14 protein-coding genes are annotated in these 17,011 nt (G+C 72.6%); 10 read left to right on the top strand and 4 right to left on the bottom strand.

What is annotated here, in order from left to right:
* Positions 1-73: 73 nt before the first annotated feature.
* The 3 genes from ACZ4U1_RS15850 to ACZ4U1_RS15840 are packed head-to-tail and all read left to right on the top strand — an operon-like array spanning position 74 to position 3,068.
* Complete coding sequence (locus tag ACZ4U1_RS15850; RefSeq protein WP_467903582.1) at positions 74-1,198, top strand: tyrosine-type recombinase/integrase; 1,125 nt, start codon at positions 74-76, stop codon at positions 1,196-1,198.
* Entirely contained in the window at positions 1,195-1,530 is a 336-nt protein-coding gene (locus ACZ4U1_RS15845) for a helix-turn-helix domain-containing protein (RefSeq protein ID WP_188301047.1), read from the top strand. The genes ACZ4U1_RS15850 and ACZ4U1_RS15845 overlap by 4 nt, the downstream gene beginning before the upstream one ends.
* A complete protein-coding gene (locus tag ACZ4U1_RS15840) occupies positions 1,527-3,068 on the top strand; it encodes a hypothetical protein (RefSeq protein WP_467903581.1) in 1,542 nt (513 codons plus the stop codon). The genes ACZ4U1_RS15845 and ACZ4U1_RS15840 overlap by 4 nt, the downstream gene beginning before the upstream one ends.
* Positions 3,069-3,099: 31 nt before the next feature.
* Here ACZ4U1_RS15840 and ACZ4U1_RS15835 read toward each other — a convergent pair whose 3' ends face one another.
* Both ACZ4U1_RS15835 and ACZ4U1_RS15830 read right to left on the bottom strand, forming a co-directional pair.
* Positions 3,100-3,621: a hypothetical protein gene (locus ACZ4U1_RS15835; protein WP_467903580.1), complete on the bottom strand. Its 522-nt coding sequence runs from the start codon at positions 3,619-3,621 to the stop codon at positions 3,100-3,102.
* A 764-nt stretch (positions 3,622-4,385) separates the two neighbouring features.
* Positions 4,386-7,217, bottom strand: coding sequence for an ATP-binding protein (locus ACZ4U1_RS15830; protein WP_467903578.1), 2,832 nt, complete (start codon positions 7,215-7,217; stop codon positions 4,386-4,388).
* 384 nt (positions 7,218-7,601) lie between these two features.
* Here ACZ4U1_RS15830 and ACZ4U1_RS15825 point away from each other — a divergent pair, with 384 nt between their 5' ends.
* Positions 7,602-8,681, top strand: a complete 1,080-nt coding sequence (locus ACZ4U1_RS15825) for an LLM class flavin-dependent oxidoreductase (protein ID WP_467903576.1) — start codon at positions 7,602-7,604, stop codon at positions 8,679-8,681.
* 82 nt (positions 8,682-8,763) lie between these two features.
* Here ACZ4U1_RS15825 and ACZ4U1_RS15820 read toward each other — a convergent pair whose 3' ends face one another.
* Positions 8,764-9,372 (bottom strand): TetR/AcrR family transcriptional regulator, encoded by a 609-nt coding sequence (locus ACZ4U1_RS15820; RefSeq protein WP_467903574.1) that lies wholly within the window; start codon positions 9,370-9,372, stop codon positions 8,764-8,766.
* A 456-nt stretch (positions 9,373-9,828) separates the two neighbouring features.
* On the opposite strand from ACZ4U1_RS15820, the gene ACZ4U1_RS15815 reads away from it, so the two are divergent.
* On the top strand, positions 9,829-10,653 hold the full coding sequence (locus tag ACZ4U1_RS15815) for an SAM-dependent methyltransferase (protein ID WP_467903572.1): 825 nt from the start codon (positions 9,829-9,831) through the stop codon (positions 10,651-10,653).
* 112 nt (positions 10,654-10,765) lie between these two features.
* Here the strand turns inward: ACZ4U1_RS15815 and ACZ4U1_RS15810 are convergent, their stop codons facing one another.
* Complete coding sequence (locus tag ACZ4U1_RS15810) at positions 10,766-11,548, bottom strand: AfsR/SARP family transcriptional regulator (protein WP_467903570.1); 783 nt, start codon at positions 11,546-11,548, stop codon at positions 10,766-10,768.
* Between the two features lie 483 nt (positions 11,549-12,031).
* Here ACZ4U1_RS15810 and ACZ4U1_RS15805 point away from each other — a divergent pair, with 483 nt between their 5' ends.
* From ACZ4U1_RS15805 to ACZ4U1_RS15785, 5 genes are all read left to right on the top strand, one after another.
* A complete protein-coding gene (locus ACZ4U1_RS15805) occupies positions 12,032-12,259 on the top strand; it encodes an acyl carrier protein (RefSeq protein ID WP_467903569.1) in 228 nt (75 codons plus the stop codon).
* A gap of 139 nt (positions 12,260-12,398) precedes the next feature.
* A complete protein-coding gene (locus tag ACZ4U1_RS15800) occupies positions 12,399-12,947 on the top strand; it encodes an allene oxide cyclase barrel-like domain-containing protein (RefSeq protein ID WP_467903567.1) in 549 nt (182 codons plus the stop codon).
* An 11-nt stretch (positions 12,948-12,958) separates the two neighbouring features.
* Entirely contained in the window at positions 12,959-13,990 is a 1,032-nt protein-coding gene (locus ACZ4U1_RS15795; RefSeq protein ID WP_467903565.1) for a 3-oxoacyl-ACP synthase III family protein, read from the top strand.
* A 77-nt stretch (positions 13,991-14,067) separates the two neighbouring features.
* Positions 14,068-14,910: a 2-oxo acid dehydrogenase subunit E2 gene (locus ACZ4U1_RS15790; RefSeq protein ID WP_467903563.1), complete on the top strand. Its 843-nt coding sequence runs from the start codon at positions 14,068-14,070 to the stop codon at positions 14,908-14,910.
* A gap of 51 nt (positions 14,911-14,961) precedes the next feature.
* Positions 14,962-16,914, top strand: a complete 1,953-nt coding sequence (locus ACZ4U1_RS15785) for an FAD/NAD(P)-binding protein (protein ID WP_467903561.1) — start codon at positions 14,962-14,964, stop codon at positions 16,912-16,914.
* Positions 16,915-17,011 lie beyond the last annotated feature (97 nt).

Here is a 17,011-nt window from a genome sequence, read left to right as displayed (position 1 = left end):
GCGGATTGTCCTCCGACTCGCATCAGATGCGGTTTTCTCGCATACGACGCGAGTAACGGAGGGTGGTGGACCGGTGGGGTTCAACGGGTCGATCCCAGGTGCGGCACGGCTGCACCTGGTGGACGGGGTCGCGCTGCTGCGGCCGGAGGAACAGGTCTTCACCGCGATGCTGACCGGGTTCGCCAACCAGCAGCTCGCGCGGAATCTGGCCCGGACGACGGTGGAGGGCCGGGAGAACACGGTCAAGGCGTTCGCCGCGTACGTGAACACCTACCCGTGGCACTGGACGCCGGCGATGTTCGACGAGTGGCTCGGTGACCTGCGCTCGCTGAGGGATCTGCGCCGTTCCACGATCCGGTCCTACTCGGAGGCCGTCCGGGCGTTCTGCCACTTCGTCACCGACCCGCTCTATGCCTGGGCGGCCACCTGCGAGGAGCGGTTCGGCACCCACCCGGTGCAGGTCGTGCATGAGTGGAACACCGCGGTGCACGTCCAGGACAAAGAGGCCAACGCGAAGAAGCGGGCGTTCACCAAGGCCGAGCTGCACGCGCTCTTCGAGCACTGCGACGACGAGGTCGCCCGGATCCGGGCCTTCGGCCGCAAGGGCTGGCTGCCGGCGTTCCGCGACGCCACCCTGTTCAAGACCGCCTACGCCTACGGGCTGCGGCGCAACGAGACGCGGATGCTCGACGCCGCCGACTTCGGCCGCAACCCGCACGGCGCCGAGTACGGCGACTTCGGCCGCTGCCAGGTCCGGTTCGGCAAGGCCAAGAAGGGCTCCCCGCCCAAACGCCGCGGCGTGCTGACTGTGTTCGGCTGGACCCCCGACGTCCTGGACGAGTGGTTCACCGAGGTCCGCCCGCTGCTGGGCACCGACGGCAACCCAGCAGCCTGGCCGTCCGAGCGCGGGATGCGGATCGGCTGCCAGCGCATCAACTCCCGCTTCATCACCTACCGCAAGGCCCTGGGCCTGGACGACGGGCTGGACTACCACTCCTTCCGAAGGTCCTACGTCCCCCACCTCATCGAGGACGGCTGGGACCCCCGCTTCGTCCAGGAACAGGTCGGCCACGAGCACGCCAGCACCACGTCCATCTACACCTGCGTCTCCTCGGACTTTCGCACCCGCACCCTGCGCCGGCACCTGGACGTCACCGTCGCCGCCGTCCTCCAGGTCCAGAACGGGAAGCAGGCATGAAGCGCAAGGTCGGCTACACCTGGCGGCTGCGTGAGGTGATGGCCCAGCACCGCATCTTCACCGCGACCGAACTGGTCCCGTTGCTGCGTGAGCGCGGCATCGACCTGTCCGCCTCCCAGGTCCACCGCCTGGTCTCTGGCACCCCCGAGCGGCTGTCGCTGCAGGTCCTGTCCGCGCTCTGCGACATCCTCTCCTGCACTCCGGCCGAGCTGGTGGCGACCACCGCTGAGAACGCCGGTGTCCGCAAGACCGCCACCGGCGACCTGCCCACCCCGCCCGACAACGTCGCGAAGCTGCGGCCCCGCGCGGCCCGCATCCTGCCCGACGCATGAGCCGCCCCTACGCCACCGACGAGCAGTACGAACGCTGGTTCATGGCCGAGTGCTGCCGCTGCGGCCGCCGCAGGCACAAGTCCGGCACCTGGCCGGACGGATACGTCTGCCGGACCTGCTCGGACCGCGCGGTGCGAACACGAGGCACCTGCCCCGGATGCGGCCAGGACCGGGCTCTCCCCGGGCTCCACCCCGGCGACGGCTCCGCGATCTGCACGACCTGCGCTGGCTTCTCCCAGACCTTCGACTGCTCGCGCTGCGGCTTCGAGGGCAAACTCCTGGGCGGACGGCTCTGCGAGCGGTGCACGCTCACCGACCGGCTGACCGCCCTCCTGGACGACGGCACGGGTCGCGTCCGCCAGACGCTCACGCCCTTGCTCGACATGCTGGTGGCGATGGACGAGCCCAGAAGCGGCCTGGCCTGGCTGGCGATGCGCCACGACCATCCCGGAAACGCCTCCCGGATACTGCGGCGACTCGGACTCGGACAGCTGCCCCTCACCCATGATGCCTTCCACGAACTCCAGCCCTGGCGGGCAGCAGCTCACCTGGAAGAACTCCTGATGGCCAGCGGCGTCCTGCCCGCCGTCGACAAGTACATCTGCTCCTTCCAGCGATGGCTGCCCGGCCACCTGGCCGACATCACCGATCCCGGGCACGTCAAGACGATCAAGCTCTTCGCAACCTGGCACGTCCTTCCCCACCTACGGAAACGAGCCGACCGGAGCCACATCACGCCGAGCATCCGCCGCTTCGCAACTGAGCAGATCAAGCACGCGACCACCTTCCTGCAATGGCTCGGCACCCGGGACAGCACCCTCTCGTCCTGCGGCCAACTCGACATCGACGCCTGGTTCGCGGATAACACCGAACACGGCCGAACCTGCCTGAGGCCCTTCCTCAACTGGGCCATGCAGAACCGCCGGTGCCTACGTTCCCTCTCCATCCCCGCACAGAGGATCTCCCGACGACCCGCCCTGAGCGAGGACGAGCGCTTGGCCGCGCTCGGCCGGCTATTGACCGACGCAGACACCCCGATGCGCCTCCGCGTCGCCGGCGTCATCGTCCTCCTCTACGCGCAACCCCTCACCCGGATCGTCCAGCTCACGGTCGACGACGTGCTCCACGACGGAGAGACCACGCTTCTGCGGCTCGGGGAGCCCGCCTCTCCCGTCCCTGCACCAGCGGCAGCCCTGCTACTGGCATACATCGCAGACCGCGACAACATGAACACCGCCACCAACCAGGCATCCCGCTGGCTCTTCCCTGGCCGCCGGGCCGGACGGCCGGCCCGTCCCGACCACATGTCCTCACGACTGCGGGAGATCGGCATCCCGGTCGCCGCCGCCCGCGGCGCCGCCATCCGACAACAACTCCTCGAACTGCCCGCCCCCGTCGTCGCGGACGCCCTCGGATACCACGACAAGACCACCAGCCGCCTTCTCAGAGAAAGCGGCGGGACCTGGAGCCGATACGCCGCAGGCGACCACAGCCGGTCACCAGCGGGCTGGGCTCCTCGGGGAACCCTCGACAGTTGATTACGCGAGCCCACCAGTACCGAGGCCGTGATCAGAACATGGCCCACGCGTCGCCTGGCAGGTAGTGGAAAGCGTCGTCCATGGCGTCGGCAGGCAGGAACACCGGGCGCGTGAGCAGCCGATCGCCGGCCCGCTGGACGCACAGCACCACCCCGAGAGTCAGCGATCCGGCCTCCGCCCCGGGCAGGTAGAACAACTCCGTTCGGGTCTCCGCACTGTTTGCGCGGTCGAACAGCCACTGCTCCAGCTCGGAGGGAACCTTGCCGACCAGCGGCTCCCCGTCTGCAGGAACCTGAGGCCCCCGCAGGGCATCGACCGATATGCCGCACAGGCTCTCACCGGCTGAGAAGTAGAGCTTCAGACCCATCTTGGGGTAGGCGTGGCACGCGATGTTCCAATGCGAGTAGTGCTGGCGCACGGTCGCATGGGCTCCGCCGAGCGCGGAAGCCGCGGCGTCTGAACTCATTCCGAACCGCAGCGGCCCCACGCTCACGAACGGATCGAAGGTCCACTGCTGTCGCTCGCGGTCCGGCAAGACATCCCACAAACTCATGAACCGCAGCCTACGACGGACCATCCGTCCCGGATCAAGGCCTCCCGGCCTCGCGTCACCGCACGGCCAGATGATCAGCCGGCGGTCACAGCCGGTCACCAGCGGGCTGGGTTCCTCGGGGAATTAGCGACAGTTGTATACGCGAGCCCACCAGTATCAACCCCCGACCCACCATTCAGAACGCCGCCCCGGACCCCCTACTCGGACCACTACCCCGATCCACCGTTCAGAGGCACCCACCACTCAGACCGCCACCCCGGGACCACCGGCCAGACCGCCGCCCCAGGACCACCGGTCAAACCGCCGCTCCGAGACCCACCACTCAGCCCCGGGGGATCCGCCACTCAGACCACGGCCCGGAACCCACCACTCGAACCACCGCCCAGGACCCGCCGTTCAGACCACCGCCCCAGGACCCGCAGTTCAGGTTGCTGGGCCGGAGCCGGCGATCGAGACGTCCGGCCCGGATTTCTCCGCTCGAGCCAACCGGCCGAGAACGCGCGTGGTCCGTGCGGCCCGGAGCCACCGCTCGATACGGCCGGCCGAGAGCACCCTTCCAGCCACGCAGCCCGGAACCAACGCTCCACGCGGCCAGCCGACAGCACCCTCCCAACCACACAGCCCAGAACCACCGCCCAACGCGGCCAGCCGACAGCACCCTTCCAGCCACGCGGCCCGGAGCCCCCGCGCGGGCGACCCGGTGGCGAGAGCATCGCCATGCCACCCGGCCGGGAGCGGCGTCCGTCCCGGTCGGGAGGTGTTGTTCAGGCCACCTGGGCCATGAAGCGGGCCAGTGCCGCGCGTGAGCCGACGTTCAGCTTGGCGTAGATCCGGGTGAGGTGGACGCCGACGGTGCGCGGGCTGATCTGCAACCGGAGGGCTATGTCGCGGGTCTTGAGGCCCTCGCCGGCCAGGCGGGCGACCTCCTGCTCACGCTGGGTGAGGTCGTCGAGCGCCGGAACGCCGACGAGCGAACCCGTGAGGCTCAGTCCCAGCTCGTTCCTGCGCCGTCGGGCCTCCTCGCACACCGCCACGAGACCGTGCCGGCGTCCGATGCGTTCGGCTCCGTCGAGCATGCCGAGCGCCCGTGGGCGCTGACCGCTGAGTGCGGCGTGCGGAGCCGCCGCCAGCAGGGCCCGTGCCTGCTCGCACACCATCCCGGCCTCGGCGAACAACTCGAAGGCGGCTTCGTAGTCGCGCAGGGCTCCCGCCGGTCCGTCGACGCCCGCGTGGCCGGAGGCCATCAGGGCGTAGGCGCGCTCGGCAGGCAGGTCGGCCGCGGCCCCCGCCGCCCGGTCGGCCCATTCCCTGCCGCAGTCGTGACCGTGCTGTTCCGCCGCGGCGAACACCTCGTAGGCGTGGGCGGTCATGGAGGGCACCATGGTGGGCTGGTTGGCCCCGCCGCCTCCGCTGAGCACCAGTGCGTGGGCGGCGGCCGCATCGCCCTTGACCATGGCGGCCTCGGCGAGCAGCAGTGCGGCCACCGGCCGCCACCACAGGTCGGTGCCGCCCAGCTCGTCCAGGAGGAACACTCCGCTGCCGAGATCGGGGATGCGCAACAGCGTGCCGGTGACGGCGCTCAGCACGCGGGCCAGCGCGGCGTGCTCAGGGATACCGGCCGCCCGGGCCGTCGTCTGCGCCTCGGCGGCGAGCCCGCAGGCGGAGGCGATGTCCCCGAGGCGGCAGCGGACGAGGCCCAGCCCCGTGAGGAGGATGGGGAGCAGGTGCGTCTCGTTGCTGCTGCGCGCGGCGGCGACGGCCCGCTCCAGGTGTCCGGCGGCCGAACTGTGGCGCCAGATCAGCGCTTCGCCCCAGCCGAGGACGCCGAGTTGCTCCGGGCGCGCTCCCGCGACGTCGTGACGGGAGGCGTCGATGGTACGGGCGGACTCGGCGAGCGTGGCCGCGGCCTGGATCCGGTCGCCGCCGGTGAGCACCTGGCTCAGCCCGTGGAGCGCGAGCGCTCCGCCGAGCGCCCATGGGTCGCCGGCGCTCTCGCGCAGCAGCGTGTCGGTCTCACCGGGCAGCGGCGTGAGCCCGCGCAGCACCCGGGCGAGACCGTACTGGACCTTGAGGTGCACGGCACGCGCGTCGGTGGGGCCGTGGCCGCGGTGGGTCTCGGCGGTCACCAGGGGGTGGGTGTCGGCGGGATTGCCGAGCAGGGTTTCGGCGGTGACGAACCAGCGGACCGTGGCCTCGCGTTCGGCTGTGGCGTCGGCGGGGAGGGTGAGCAGCGTCTCGCGGCGCAGTTCGCCGAGTTCGTCCAGCCGGCCCTCGGCGGCGAGGGCGCGGGCCACCGGCAGGCGGATGCCGCTCGCGATGTCGCCGACCGGACCCTGCCGGGACAGGCGCATGGCCTTCGCCAGCCAGGTGCCGGCGTCCACGGCGCGGTGGCGGTGCAGTGCCTCCTCCGCCGCGGCGACCAGCACGCCGGCGTCCTCGGGCGTGGTCGCGCTGCCCGCGCCGTCGACATGGCGGACGAGCTCCATCGGGTCTTCGCCGCGGCGGCCGAGGTACCGCAGCGCACGGGCATGCAGGAGACCGCGCAGGCAGGAGTCCATCAGCTCGTACACGCACTCGCGGACCAGGGGATGCCGGAAGGCCAGGAGGTCCGCGCCGGCGGAGCGGACCAGGTCGGTGCAGCGCAGGGCGGCGAGGCTGTCGCACGCCTCGTCCGAGGAGAACTCCCCGACGGCGGTGACCGTTTCGAGGTCGAAGCGGTCACCGAGGACCGACGCGACGGCGAGCACCTCGCGGTCGCGCGGGGCGAGCGCTTCGGTCTCGGTCAGCAGTCGGGCGCTGATCCGCTCCCAGGCCGGCACCTCGGAGACGGAGGCTTCGGACGCGGCCAGCGCCGTCAGGTAGAGCGGCACGCCCTCGCTGCGGTGGTGCAGTTCGCGCAACGAGGGTGAGCACAGCGGTACGTCCAGCAGGGCGGCGCTCTGCGGCAGGGTGAGCGCGTCGAGTGCGAGGAGGTGGACGGTCCGCTTCTCCTCGCCCCGTTCGAGCAGGGACCGCAGCCGCAGCGGGCTCTGGCGGGGGCGGTGGGCCAGCACGATGGCGAGCGGTTCGTCCAGCGGCCAGTCCAGCAGGGCCTCGATGAGGTCGATCGATTCCGGGGCGGCGGCATGGAAGTCGTCGAGCAGCAGCACGACACCGTTGTCGGCCGCGGCCACGGTCTCCGCGACCCCCCGGCGCAGATCCGCGTAGAAGCGGCAGCGGGTGCCGTCGGCGGTCCAGGGCGCCCCGGAGGCGGCGGGCGAGCCCTGGCCGAGGCTGCGCACCAGGCGGGCGGCGGCCGTGTGGGGCGCGTTCGGCCGTTGTCGGCGCCAGCCGCCGAAGGCCTCGACGAAGGGCTGGAAGGGGCCGTCGGTGCACGAGGAGGCGCAGCCGGCCCGCAGGACCAGCAGTCCCATGCGCTCGGCCTCGTCGCCGAGCGCGTTCAGCATCCGGGTCTTCCCGTATCCGGGGTCTCCGGCTATGGCGGTGAAGGATCCGCGACCCTCCGCCAACTGCCCTAACAGGGCGCTCAGTCTGGTCAGTTCCTTTCCGCGGACCGTACGGTCGTGCTGTGGCTCACCGAGAGCAGTGGGGAGCATCTCGTATCCTCCGAGCAAGTTGGACGGTCGGCTTCCGCAAGGGCCGGCCGGCAGCCGGCCCGCGGCACCTGTCGACGCAGTGCGGATCGCAGATGCGGTCGACCCTCGTCCCCGCGGGCGCGGTGCATGAGCGGTCTGGCGGTCGCCGCGTGCGGCGGACTCCCCCCTCCCCCTTCGCCGTGGCTCCACAGTCGGCGGGAGCGCACCAACGAGCCGACAGGCTGAGTTCGTTCAGTGGCGCACAGACGTATCAGACATCATTGCCCAGGGTCGCACGCGTGAACGCATGAATTGTCCTAACGGGGACTCTCCCCGTATGGTACCCGTCCGATGCCGACCCGTGCGGTGTCCTCGCCGCGCCGCCGCCGTGGAGGACTTTCAGCCATGCCTGCCGACCGCCCCGCGCCGCGTCTTTCCGTCCTGGACGTCGCGCCCGTCTTCGCCGGCTCCTCGTCGGCCGAGGCCGTCCGCCAGTCCGTCGAACTTGCCCGGCGTGTCGAGGAGTTGGGCTACCACCGGTTCTGGGTCGCGGAGCACCACGGCATCGACAACATCGCCAGCTCCGTACCGCCGGTGCTGATCGGCCTGATCGCGGGCGTCACCTCCCGGCTCCGGGTCGGTTCCGGGGGAGTGATGCTGGCCAACCACAGCCCGCTGATCGTGGCCGAGCAGTTCGGCACCCTGGAGGCGGTGCATCCCGGCCGGATCGACCTGGGCGTCGGACGCGCCCCGGGGGCGGACGCGGTCACCGCGCACGCGCTGCGCCGGGCGCCGGACGCCGACGACTTCACCGGGCGCCTCGGTGAACTGCTCGGCTACCTCGGGTCGCTCCCGGAGCCCCCCGCGGGGTCCGAGGCCGTCCGGCCGCCGATCCAGGCGCTGCCCGCCGTGGACGCGCCGCCCGAGGTGTGGCTGCTGGGCTCCAGTGGCTACAGCGCCCAACTGGCCGCGGCGCTCGGTCTGCCGCTCGCCTTCGCCCACCACTTCTCACCCGATCTGGCGGCCGCGGCCGCGCAGTTGTACCGCGAGCAGTTCCGCCCCTCGGCGGTGCTGGACCGCCCGTACCTGGCCCTCTCGTCGATGGTGGTGGTGGCCGAGTGCGACGAGGAGGCACGCCGGTTGGCCGGGCCGATGCTGCTGACCTCGCTGTTGCAGCGGACCCGCGGCATCAGCGCCCCGCACCCGACCCCCGAGGAGGCGCAGAAGTACCCGTACTCGCCACGGGAGGCGGCCTTCGTCGCGGACCGGCTCGCCTCCCATCTCATCGGCGGCCCCGAGACGGTGCGCAACAAGGCGGAGGCGCTGCTGAAGGCCACCGGCGCCGACGAGTTGATGGCCCTGACGATGATCCACGACCAGGAACTACGCGTCCGCTCCTACGCCCTCCTCGCCGAGACACTCACACCCGGAACCACGGACGGCGCCCCCGCACGGACGAGGACCGACGAGCCGACGGGGCGATGACGGCCTGCGGGCGCGGGGCCGTCGGCGGGCGAGTGCGCCGGGCAGCGGCGGAGCGGTGCTCCGGCGGGCGGGGGGTGGGTCGTCAGCGGGTGCGCAGGCCGTCGATGACCAGGGACATCATCTGGTCGGCCTGGGCCGGACCCCCGCTGTACTCGGAGGCGATGGTGATGGCGTTGACCAGCCGGAGCAGCGTCAGCGCGTCCAGATCGGCGCGGATCGCGCCGGACCGCTGGGCGTGGGAGAGCAGGTGCTCCGCGGCCGAGATGATGCTCTCCCGGCACCACGAGGCCAGTGCCGCGCCCTCGTCGCGGAGCACGATCGCGAGCAGCCCCTTGAGGCCGTTGTGGGTGCCGCTGCGCTCGATCGAGGCCCGCAGCCAGGCCATGAGGGCGGTGACCGCCGACTCGGGGCCGGCGTCCTCGTCGGGCACCAGCGAGCGGGCCAGATCGCAGAGCTGGGAGATTTCCTCGCGGTAGACGGCCTCCAGCAGCGCCTCGCGGGTCGGGAAGTGCCGGTAGAGCGTGGCGTTGCCCACCCCGGCGCGCTTGGCGATGTCGTCGAGGGAGGTGTCGGCGCCGTAGGCGGCGAAGGCACGGCCGGCCTCGGCGAGCAGGCGCTCGTAGTTGCGGCGTGCGTCGGCCCGCATCGGCCGCGACGAGGAGGGCCCCGCAGTACCGGTGCTGGGCGTCATGGGCACTTCCCTGGTGTGTGGCTCGTCGGGGGTGCGGGGCCCGGAGCGGGCTCACCGCCGGCCTGAAAGGCGCTCGCCCCATGATAGACGGGCCACTCGGCGGCGGCCCCGTCCGCCCGCCCTTGAATAACCGGGGACAGTCCCTGTATTGTCGGCTCGCCACCGTCCGGCGCCGGGACGAGGGGGCCCGTCCGGCGCGCGGACTCACGCGGCGCGGTGGCCGCACGACCGCCGGCCGCCCTCGCCGCCGCACCGCTCCCCGGGGCGGGTGCCGCGGCCACGTCACCGTCTCGTTCGCGCACGGCCTCGTTCGGCACATCTCGTCCGTTCACCGCCTCGTTCGGTCACCTCTCGTGCGCTCCGCGGTGCTTTCCACTTGTCCCGGCCCCGCCGCACCGGGGCCTTCCCGGCGCGATCCCCATCCTGATCCCCATCCCCGTCCCCGGAGGACTGAGCATGCGTACAGGTCTGGCACGTACGGCGATCGAAGTGGCACAGGTACGGGCGAAGGAATCGGCCCGTCCCGACCGGCTCTTCGACGACCCGTTCGCCGGCGCCTTCCTGGAGGCGGCGCTCGGCGACGAGCCGGAGGCCGAGGAGCAGACGCCGGAACTCGCGGCCTGGAAGGCCGTCATCGAGTTCAACGTCACCATCAGGACCCGCTTCTTCGACGACTATCTGACGGAGTCGGCCGCCGCCGGCTGCCGGCAGGTGGTGATCCTCGGCGCCGGCCTGGACATGCGGGCCTACCGGCTCGCCTGGCCGCCGCAGACCCGGGTGTTCGAGGTGGACCTGGCGGACGTACTGGACTTCAAGGACGAGGTGATCAAGGAGCGTGGCGCCGAACCGGCCGCACTGCGCACGGCCGTCCGCGCCGACCTGCGCGAGGCGTGGCAGGAGGAGCTGACGGCCGCCGGGCACGACCCGTCGGTGCCCACGGTGTGGCTCCTGGAGGGGCTGCTGATCTATCTGACGGCGGAGGAGGCGGCAGCCCTGCTGACCACGATCGGGAGCCTCTCCTGCGCCGGCAGCCGGATCACCTTCGAGCACGCCAACACCGGACGCGCCTCGGCCGCCACGGAGGCCAAGGCGGTCCCGGCGCTGCGCGCGCTCAACGCCCTCGTCAAGGGCGGGCTCGGGGACGACACGCTCAGCTGGCTGGGCGAGCACGGCTGGGAGCCCCGGCTGCACGACCGCGCGGAGGTCGCCGCGGGTTACGGCCGCCCGGTGACCGGCCGGCCCAACGGCGGCCTCGCCACGGCGGTCCGCACGGCCGGATAGCCGGCGGCGCGCGGAACGGGCCGGGCCGGCACCCACCGCCCGGCCCGTTCCGCAGGTGCGGAGGTACGGAGGTACGGCCCCGGGCTCCACCGGGACCCGACCTCGTCCGCTGTCACCTCGCTGGTGCCGGCATGCGCTCGGCGGACGACAGCGAGGTGTACAGATCCCGCAGGGCACGGCCCGGTTCCAGGCCCAGTTCGTCCTTGACCGTGCGGCCGACCTGCCGGTAGACGCCCAGTGCCTCGGTCGTACGTCCCGTGCGGTGCAGGGCCAGCATGAGGTGGCGGGCGAAGTCCTCGCGCAGCGGATGAGCCGCCGTCAGGGCTCGCAACGGCGCGATGAGCGGTTCGTGGCGGCCCAGCGCGAACTCCTGCTCCACCCGCAGCGCCTCGCACTCCAGCCGGGCCTCCTCCGCCCAGCGCACGAACTCCTCGACCATGGGGCCGCCGCCGGCGAGCCCGCCCAGCGCCGGACCGCGCCACAGCGCGAGCGCCCGGCCGAAGGCACGCGAGGCGGCCTCGTGCCGTCCCGCCGCGGCCTGCGCGCGCCCGTCGGCGACGAACGCGCGGAAGTCGTCCACGTCCAGCTCGCCGGGCTCGACGCGCAGGACGTACCCGGCCGGGCGGGTGGTCAGCCGCTGCTCCTGGGCTGTGTCCCGCAGGCCCGACCAGTGGGCGAGCGCCTTGCGCACCTGATGGACGTAGACGTGCACGGCGGCGGTGAACCGGCGGGGCGGACAGTCGCCCCAGATCTCGGCCGCCAGCTGCGTGGTCGAGGTCACCCGCCCGGTGCGTACCAGCAGGACCGACAGCAGTGTCTCGACCTTGGGCGCGCTGACCGTCACCGGACCGGCCGGGGTGACGGCGCGCAGATCGCCCAGTATTTCGAACCTCATAGCGCACTCCTGGTACTCGCGGCGCACGCGTGCGGCCGGCGGGGCGGTCTCCGCTCCCGTGGGCACCCGTGCCCCCGCGAACAACGATGGGTGTGCGGCGCGAACCGCTCCGCTGCGGCGTGCGCGCCGTCGCCGACGGTCCCCTACGACGTCGTCGGCGGGGGGACCGCTCTCCGAACGGGGCGTTCCTCCCCCGCGTTCGGCCGGGCCGCGGGAAGCCGACGCCGGCCCCCGCAGGTTGTCGAGAACCCACCCTGTCAGTCCTGGCCGGAAGGCCACATCAGACAAAGTACGTACGCCCCCGGCCCAGGCGTACGCAGCCGGCTCGGCCAGGCAGCGGCATCCCGGCCGGCCGCACCCCAAGGGTGGCTTCAGCGAGGCACAAGAGGCGGGCCGGACACTGCCTGCGACCGGCGCGCACGGCTCCCTGCTGTCCGGTCGTCCCGGCCCGCCCGGCCACCCGACCCGTGAAGGACGCGACCCGTGAACGACATCGACGACTTCGTCACGTTGATCCGTGACGAGATCGGCCTGCCGCTGACCGAGGCGGAGACCGCGCTCGACCTCGACCAGGTGCCCGGCTGGGACTCGGTGCACCTGCTGTCGCTGCTGGCGGTCCTGGAACGCGAGACGGGCCGGCGCATCCCGCTGCCCGCCGTGCTGGAGGCGCCCACGCTCGGGCACATCTACGCACTCGCGGCCGACGGCTGACGGCCCCGCGCCCCGGCCGGCGCTTTAGAACTGCCCAAGCCCGCACGCCGACCATGACCGGGCGGCCGCACGGCCCGCAGGACCCGCCCTCCCGTCCTCGCCGGCAGGCACCGGCTCTCCCCGACAATCAAGGATCTTCATGAGGTTCTGGTCAACACGTCGCCGCACCTCCGTCGCCGTCACCTCCGTCCTGCTCGCCGGCGCGGCCGCCGGAACGCCCGCCGCGAGCGCCACGGTGGCCTCCGGTCACGCCAAGCCGGCCTGTGTGACGGTCAAGGGCATCACCGAGCAGACCGTCAAGTACGACACGGTCGGCTCCGCGAACCCGCCGATGCGCCAGGTGGGCGACACCGCCATCTACACGGACGTCATCTACGGCAAGGACGGCACCGTCATCGGCAAGGCCCTCGGCTACGTGACGATCGTGGGCGTACGGCCGTCGGACGGGCACCTCATCACCGACTACCAGGAGTCCGTGCAGCTTCCGCAGGGCACACTGCGCGACACCGGCCGGGGTCTGGACCGCAACGGGATGATCGCCGGGAAGTGGATGCACTTCTCCGCCGTCGGCACCGGGGGCGAGTTCGCGGGCAAGGCCGGCTACCGGCGCTGGCGGCTGCTGCCTCCGCTGTACGATCCGCCGCAGGCCAGCGAGATCGCCGAAGTCGTCATCCGGCTGTGCGGCTGAGGGAAGCGGACGTGAGCGGCACAGACGTACACGTGCTCGGGGTCGGCACGGCCCTGCCGGGGCCGCCCCTGGACAACGCCGTTCTCGGGCGGCGGCTGCGGATGCCGGGGCAGTGGGAGGAGTGGGTGGCCACCTTCATCGGCACCGAGAGCCGTCATCTGTCCATCGACCTCGACAGCGGCAAGCCCTCCTGCACCCTGGCGGACCTGTGCGAGACCGCGGGCCGGCGGGCGCTGGAGCGGGCGGGGCTCGCCCCGGAGCAGGTCGACCTGCTGGTGATGGGCACGGCCTCGCCGGACGCGCTGATGCCGGCGACCGTGAACGTGGTCGCCGACCGGCTGCGGATCAACGGAGTGCCCAGCTACCAGCTGCAGTCCGGCTGCACCGGCGCCTTCCAGGCGATGCACGTCGCCCTGCAGCTGCTGTCCACCGGTGCCTACCGCAACGCGCTGGTCCTGGGCGGTGACGTGACGGCGCGGTTCTACGACTTCGACGTCGACTTCGCCACCCTGCCGCCCGAACACCTGGTGCACTACGTCCTGTTCGGCGACGGCGCGGGCGCCATGGTGCTCGGTGCGCAGCCGGCGGCGGGCGCACTGGCGGTGCGCCGGCTGTTCACCCGCCTGACCGGTCTGGACCGGCCGCCGGGGCAGACGGTGCGCTGGTACGGGCCGTCCGACCGGGACGAGACCGGCTCTCCGGCCGAGGAGGACTACAAGGAGATCGAGCGGTCCGTGCCGGCGATGGCCGCCGAGATCCTCGAGGAACTGCTGGACGAGACCGGCTGGTACCCCGACGAGGTGGACTTCCTGCTGCCGCCGCAGCTGTCCGGCCGGATGACGGCGAAGATCGTCGATCTGCTGGCGCTGCCCTCCGCGACCGAGGTCAGCTGCGTGCGGGAGGTCGGCAACAACGGCAACGCCACCCCGTTCTTCCAATTGGAGCGGCTGCTCGACCAGATCACCCCGGGCCGGCGGGCGCTGGGCGTGTCGGTGGAGTCGAGCAAGTGGATCAAGGCGGGCTTCGCCGTCGAGATGGTGTAGCGGAGCCGGGCGCTCCGCTCCCTTCCTCAGCCGCAGCCGGTCCTGCGGGACCGCCGACGATTCTCAGGGAGTCCATGATGTCAGGCTCGTCCGGCCGGGAACGCGGTGCGGTGGCGCGGATCGGTCCCGAAGTACGCCGACGGCGGCACACCCAGTACTTCACCGGGGTCATCCGCGCCTTCTCGCCCGTCTTCCTGGACACCGACGTCGACATGACCCGGGTGCTGCGGCACCGGGCCGCCGAACCGGGCTATTCCGTGGTGAGTTACGTCGTCCAGGCCGCCGCGCGTGCCACGGCCGCGCACCCGGAGGCGAACGCCGCGCTGCGCGGCCGTCTGTGGCCGCGGCTCGCCCGGTACACGGGGGTGCACGCGAAGGTGACCCTGGACAAGCGGCTCGACGGGCACCGGGTGGTGCTGGCGACGGTGGTGCCCGACGCGGACACCGCGAGCCTGGACGCGATCCAGGAGCGGGTGTCGCACTTCCGGGACGGTGATCCGCAGACCATGCCCGAGTTCGCCATGGTACGGACCCTGCACCGGCTGCCGAGGCCGATCGGGCTGCCGCTGTTCCGGCTCGCCGCCCGTTCGCTGCGGCGCCGTCCGCACCTGCTGGGCACACTGGCGATCACCTCGCTCGGCCACCGTCCGGTCAACGGCTTCCACTCGGTGGGCGGCACCACGGTGACACTCGGCGTGGGCCAGATCGCCGAGCGCCCGGTGGTCCGTGACGGAGCCGTGGCCGTCGCCCCGGTCATGCGGCTGAACCTCGCCTTCGACCACCGCGTCATCGACGGCGCGGAAGCGGCCGACCTGCTCACCGAGATCAAGGACGGCTTGGAGAACTTCCCCTCCGGCACCGCGGACGACCGTGCGGCCGGGGACCCCGCCAGGTCCCTGGACACCGCCCGTCCCCGCTGACCGAAGCGCCCGCTCGGCCTGCGGCCGACCGGCGCCGAGCGAAAGGCTGACATGGCGAACTCCGACGATAGCCCGGCCGGTTCCGGTTCCCCGGCCGAGCCCTTCACCGTGGCGGTGGTCGGGGCGGGGCCCGCGGGCACCTCGCTGCTGGAACGGATCTGCGCGAACGTGCCCGACATCCTGCCCGACCGCCCGGTGCGGGTGCATCTGATCGATCCCTTCCCGCCCGGCGGCGGCCGGGTCTGGCGGTCCGAGCAGTCGGCCCTGATGTGGGCCAACACCCCGATGGCCGCGATCACCGTCTTCCCCGACGAGGGCATGGCCTGCGAGGGCCCCAAGCCGCCGGGCCCGTCGATCCTGGACTGGGCCCGCACGGCCGGACCCGAGGAACTCACCGACCCCGTGGTGGCCGACGAGGCGGCGCGGGCCCACCCCGGCTTCTACCCCTCGCGGCGCACCCTGGCAGCGTATCTCGGCTCGGTGGTACGGCGGTTGACCGCGCAGGCACCGCCCGGCGTCGAGGTGGTCCTGCACACCGACACCGGCGTCGAGCTGGTGGACGACGACACGCGCACCACCGTACGGCTGGCGTCCGGCGCCGAGGTGGTGGCGGACGCGGTGCTGCTGGCCCAGGGACACCACGAGGTGGAGCCGGCGCCGGAGGCGGGGGCGCTCGGCGCGTTCGCCCGGGAGCACGGGCTTGTCCATCTGCCCGCGCAGTACGCCGCCGACGCCGACCTCGACGTGCTGCCGCCCGGCGAGGCGGTGATCGTCCGAGGCCTCGCGCTGTCCTTCGTCGACTACATGGTGCTGCTCACCGAGGGGCGGGGCGGCAGCTACCGGCGGGCGGCCGACGGCACGCTGCGGTACGTGCCGTCCGGACGGGAACCGGTGCTGTACGCCGGGTCGCGGCGGGGCGTGCCCTACCGTGCCAAGTTCGGTTACGCCACGCTGCGCACCGAGAAGCCGGTGCCGCGGTTCCTGACCTCGCACACCGTCAAGGAGCTGATCGCCCGGCCCGGCCCGGTGCACTTCGGAGTCGACATCCAGCCGCTGATCACCGCGGAGATGGAGTACGCCCACTACCACGAGCTGTACGCCGGCCACCCCGACCGCGTCACCCGCCCCTGGGCGGAGGTGGCCGGCGTCTTCGAGCTGCTGGGCGGGCAGGACCCGGGCGACCGGGCCATGATCGACGAACTGGTGGCGGCGACGGTGCCCGATCCCGCCGACCGCTTCGACCTGCACGCCACCGAGTACCCGCTGGAGGGCGTGCGGGCGGCGGACGCCGACGCGCTGCACGCCCTGGTCCTGGCGCATGTCGAGGCGGACCTGGCCCGGCGCAACGATCCCCGGCACAGCCCCGATCTGGCGGCGCTGCAGGCCCTGATGGCGAGCATGGGACCGATCTTCCAGCTGCTCAGCTCCAACCGGCTGTCGGCGTTCTCCCGCACCAAGGAGCTGGACCCGTGGTTCCACGACTTCTTCGGTTACATCGGGAGCGGGGCGCCGGGGCCGCGCGCCGAGCAGATGATCGCGCTCGCCCGGGCCGGTGTGGTGCGCTTCATCGGCGGGGGCCTGCGGGTGGTGGCCGACGCCGAGCGGGGGGTGTTCCGGGCGAGCGGCGTCAACGCCCCGGGCAGTGTGGAGGCGCGGGCCCTGCTGGAGGCGCGGCTGCCCACCGCGAGCGTGGAGCGCAATCGCGACCGGCTGATCCGGCGCCTGTTCGCGCGGGGCGCCTGCACCGAGGAGCTGCTGCGCGACGCACCCGACGCGCCCGCCCATGGCTCGGGCAAGCTGGCGGTGGCCGCCGGTGACCAGCGGGTCCTGGCGGCGGACGGCACACCGCACCCGCGGCTGTTCGCGGTCGGCGCATGGACGGCGGGGTTCGGCCCGGCCGGGTTCCCCCGGCTGAACCCGATCGGCTTCATGCGCTGCGACGCGATGGTGCGTTCGATGCTGCGCCAGGGAGTGCGCGCCGGGTCCGCCGTCGGGATGGGGTGAGCGAAACGCGGTGGGGGGGGGGGGGGGGGGGGGGGGGGGGGGGGGGGGGGGGGGGGGGGGGGGGGGGGGGGGGGGAGGCGGAGGGGAAGGGGAGGGA

The sequence above is a fragment of the Streptomyces sp. NPDC028928 genome, from assembly GCF_055564915.1.
Note: the sequence above shows the minus strand (reverse complement) of the source record. Positions and strands in the feature narration are given on the sequence as shown.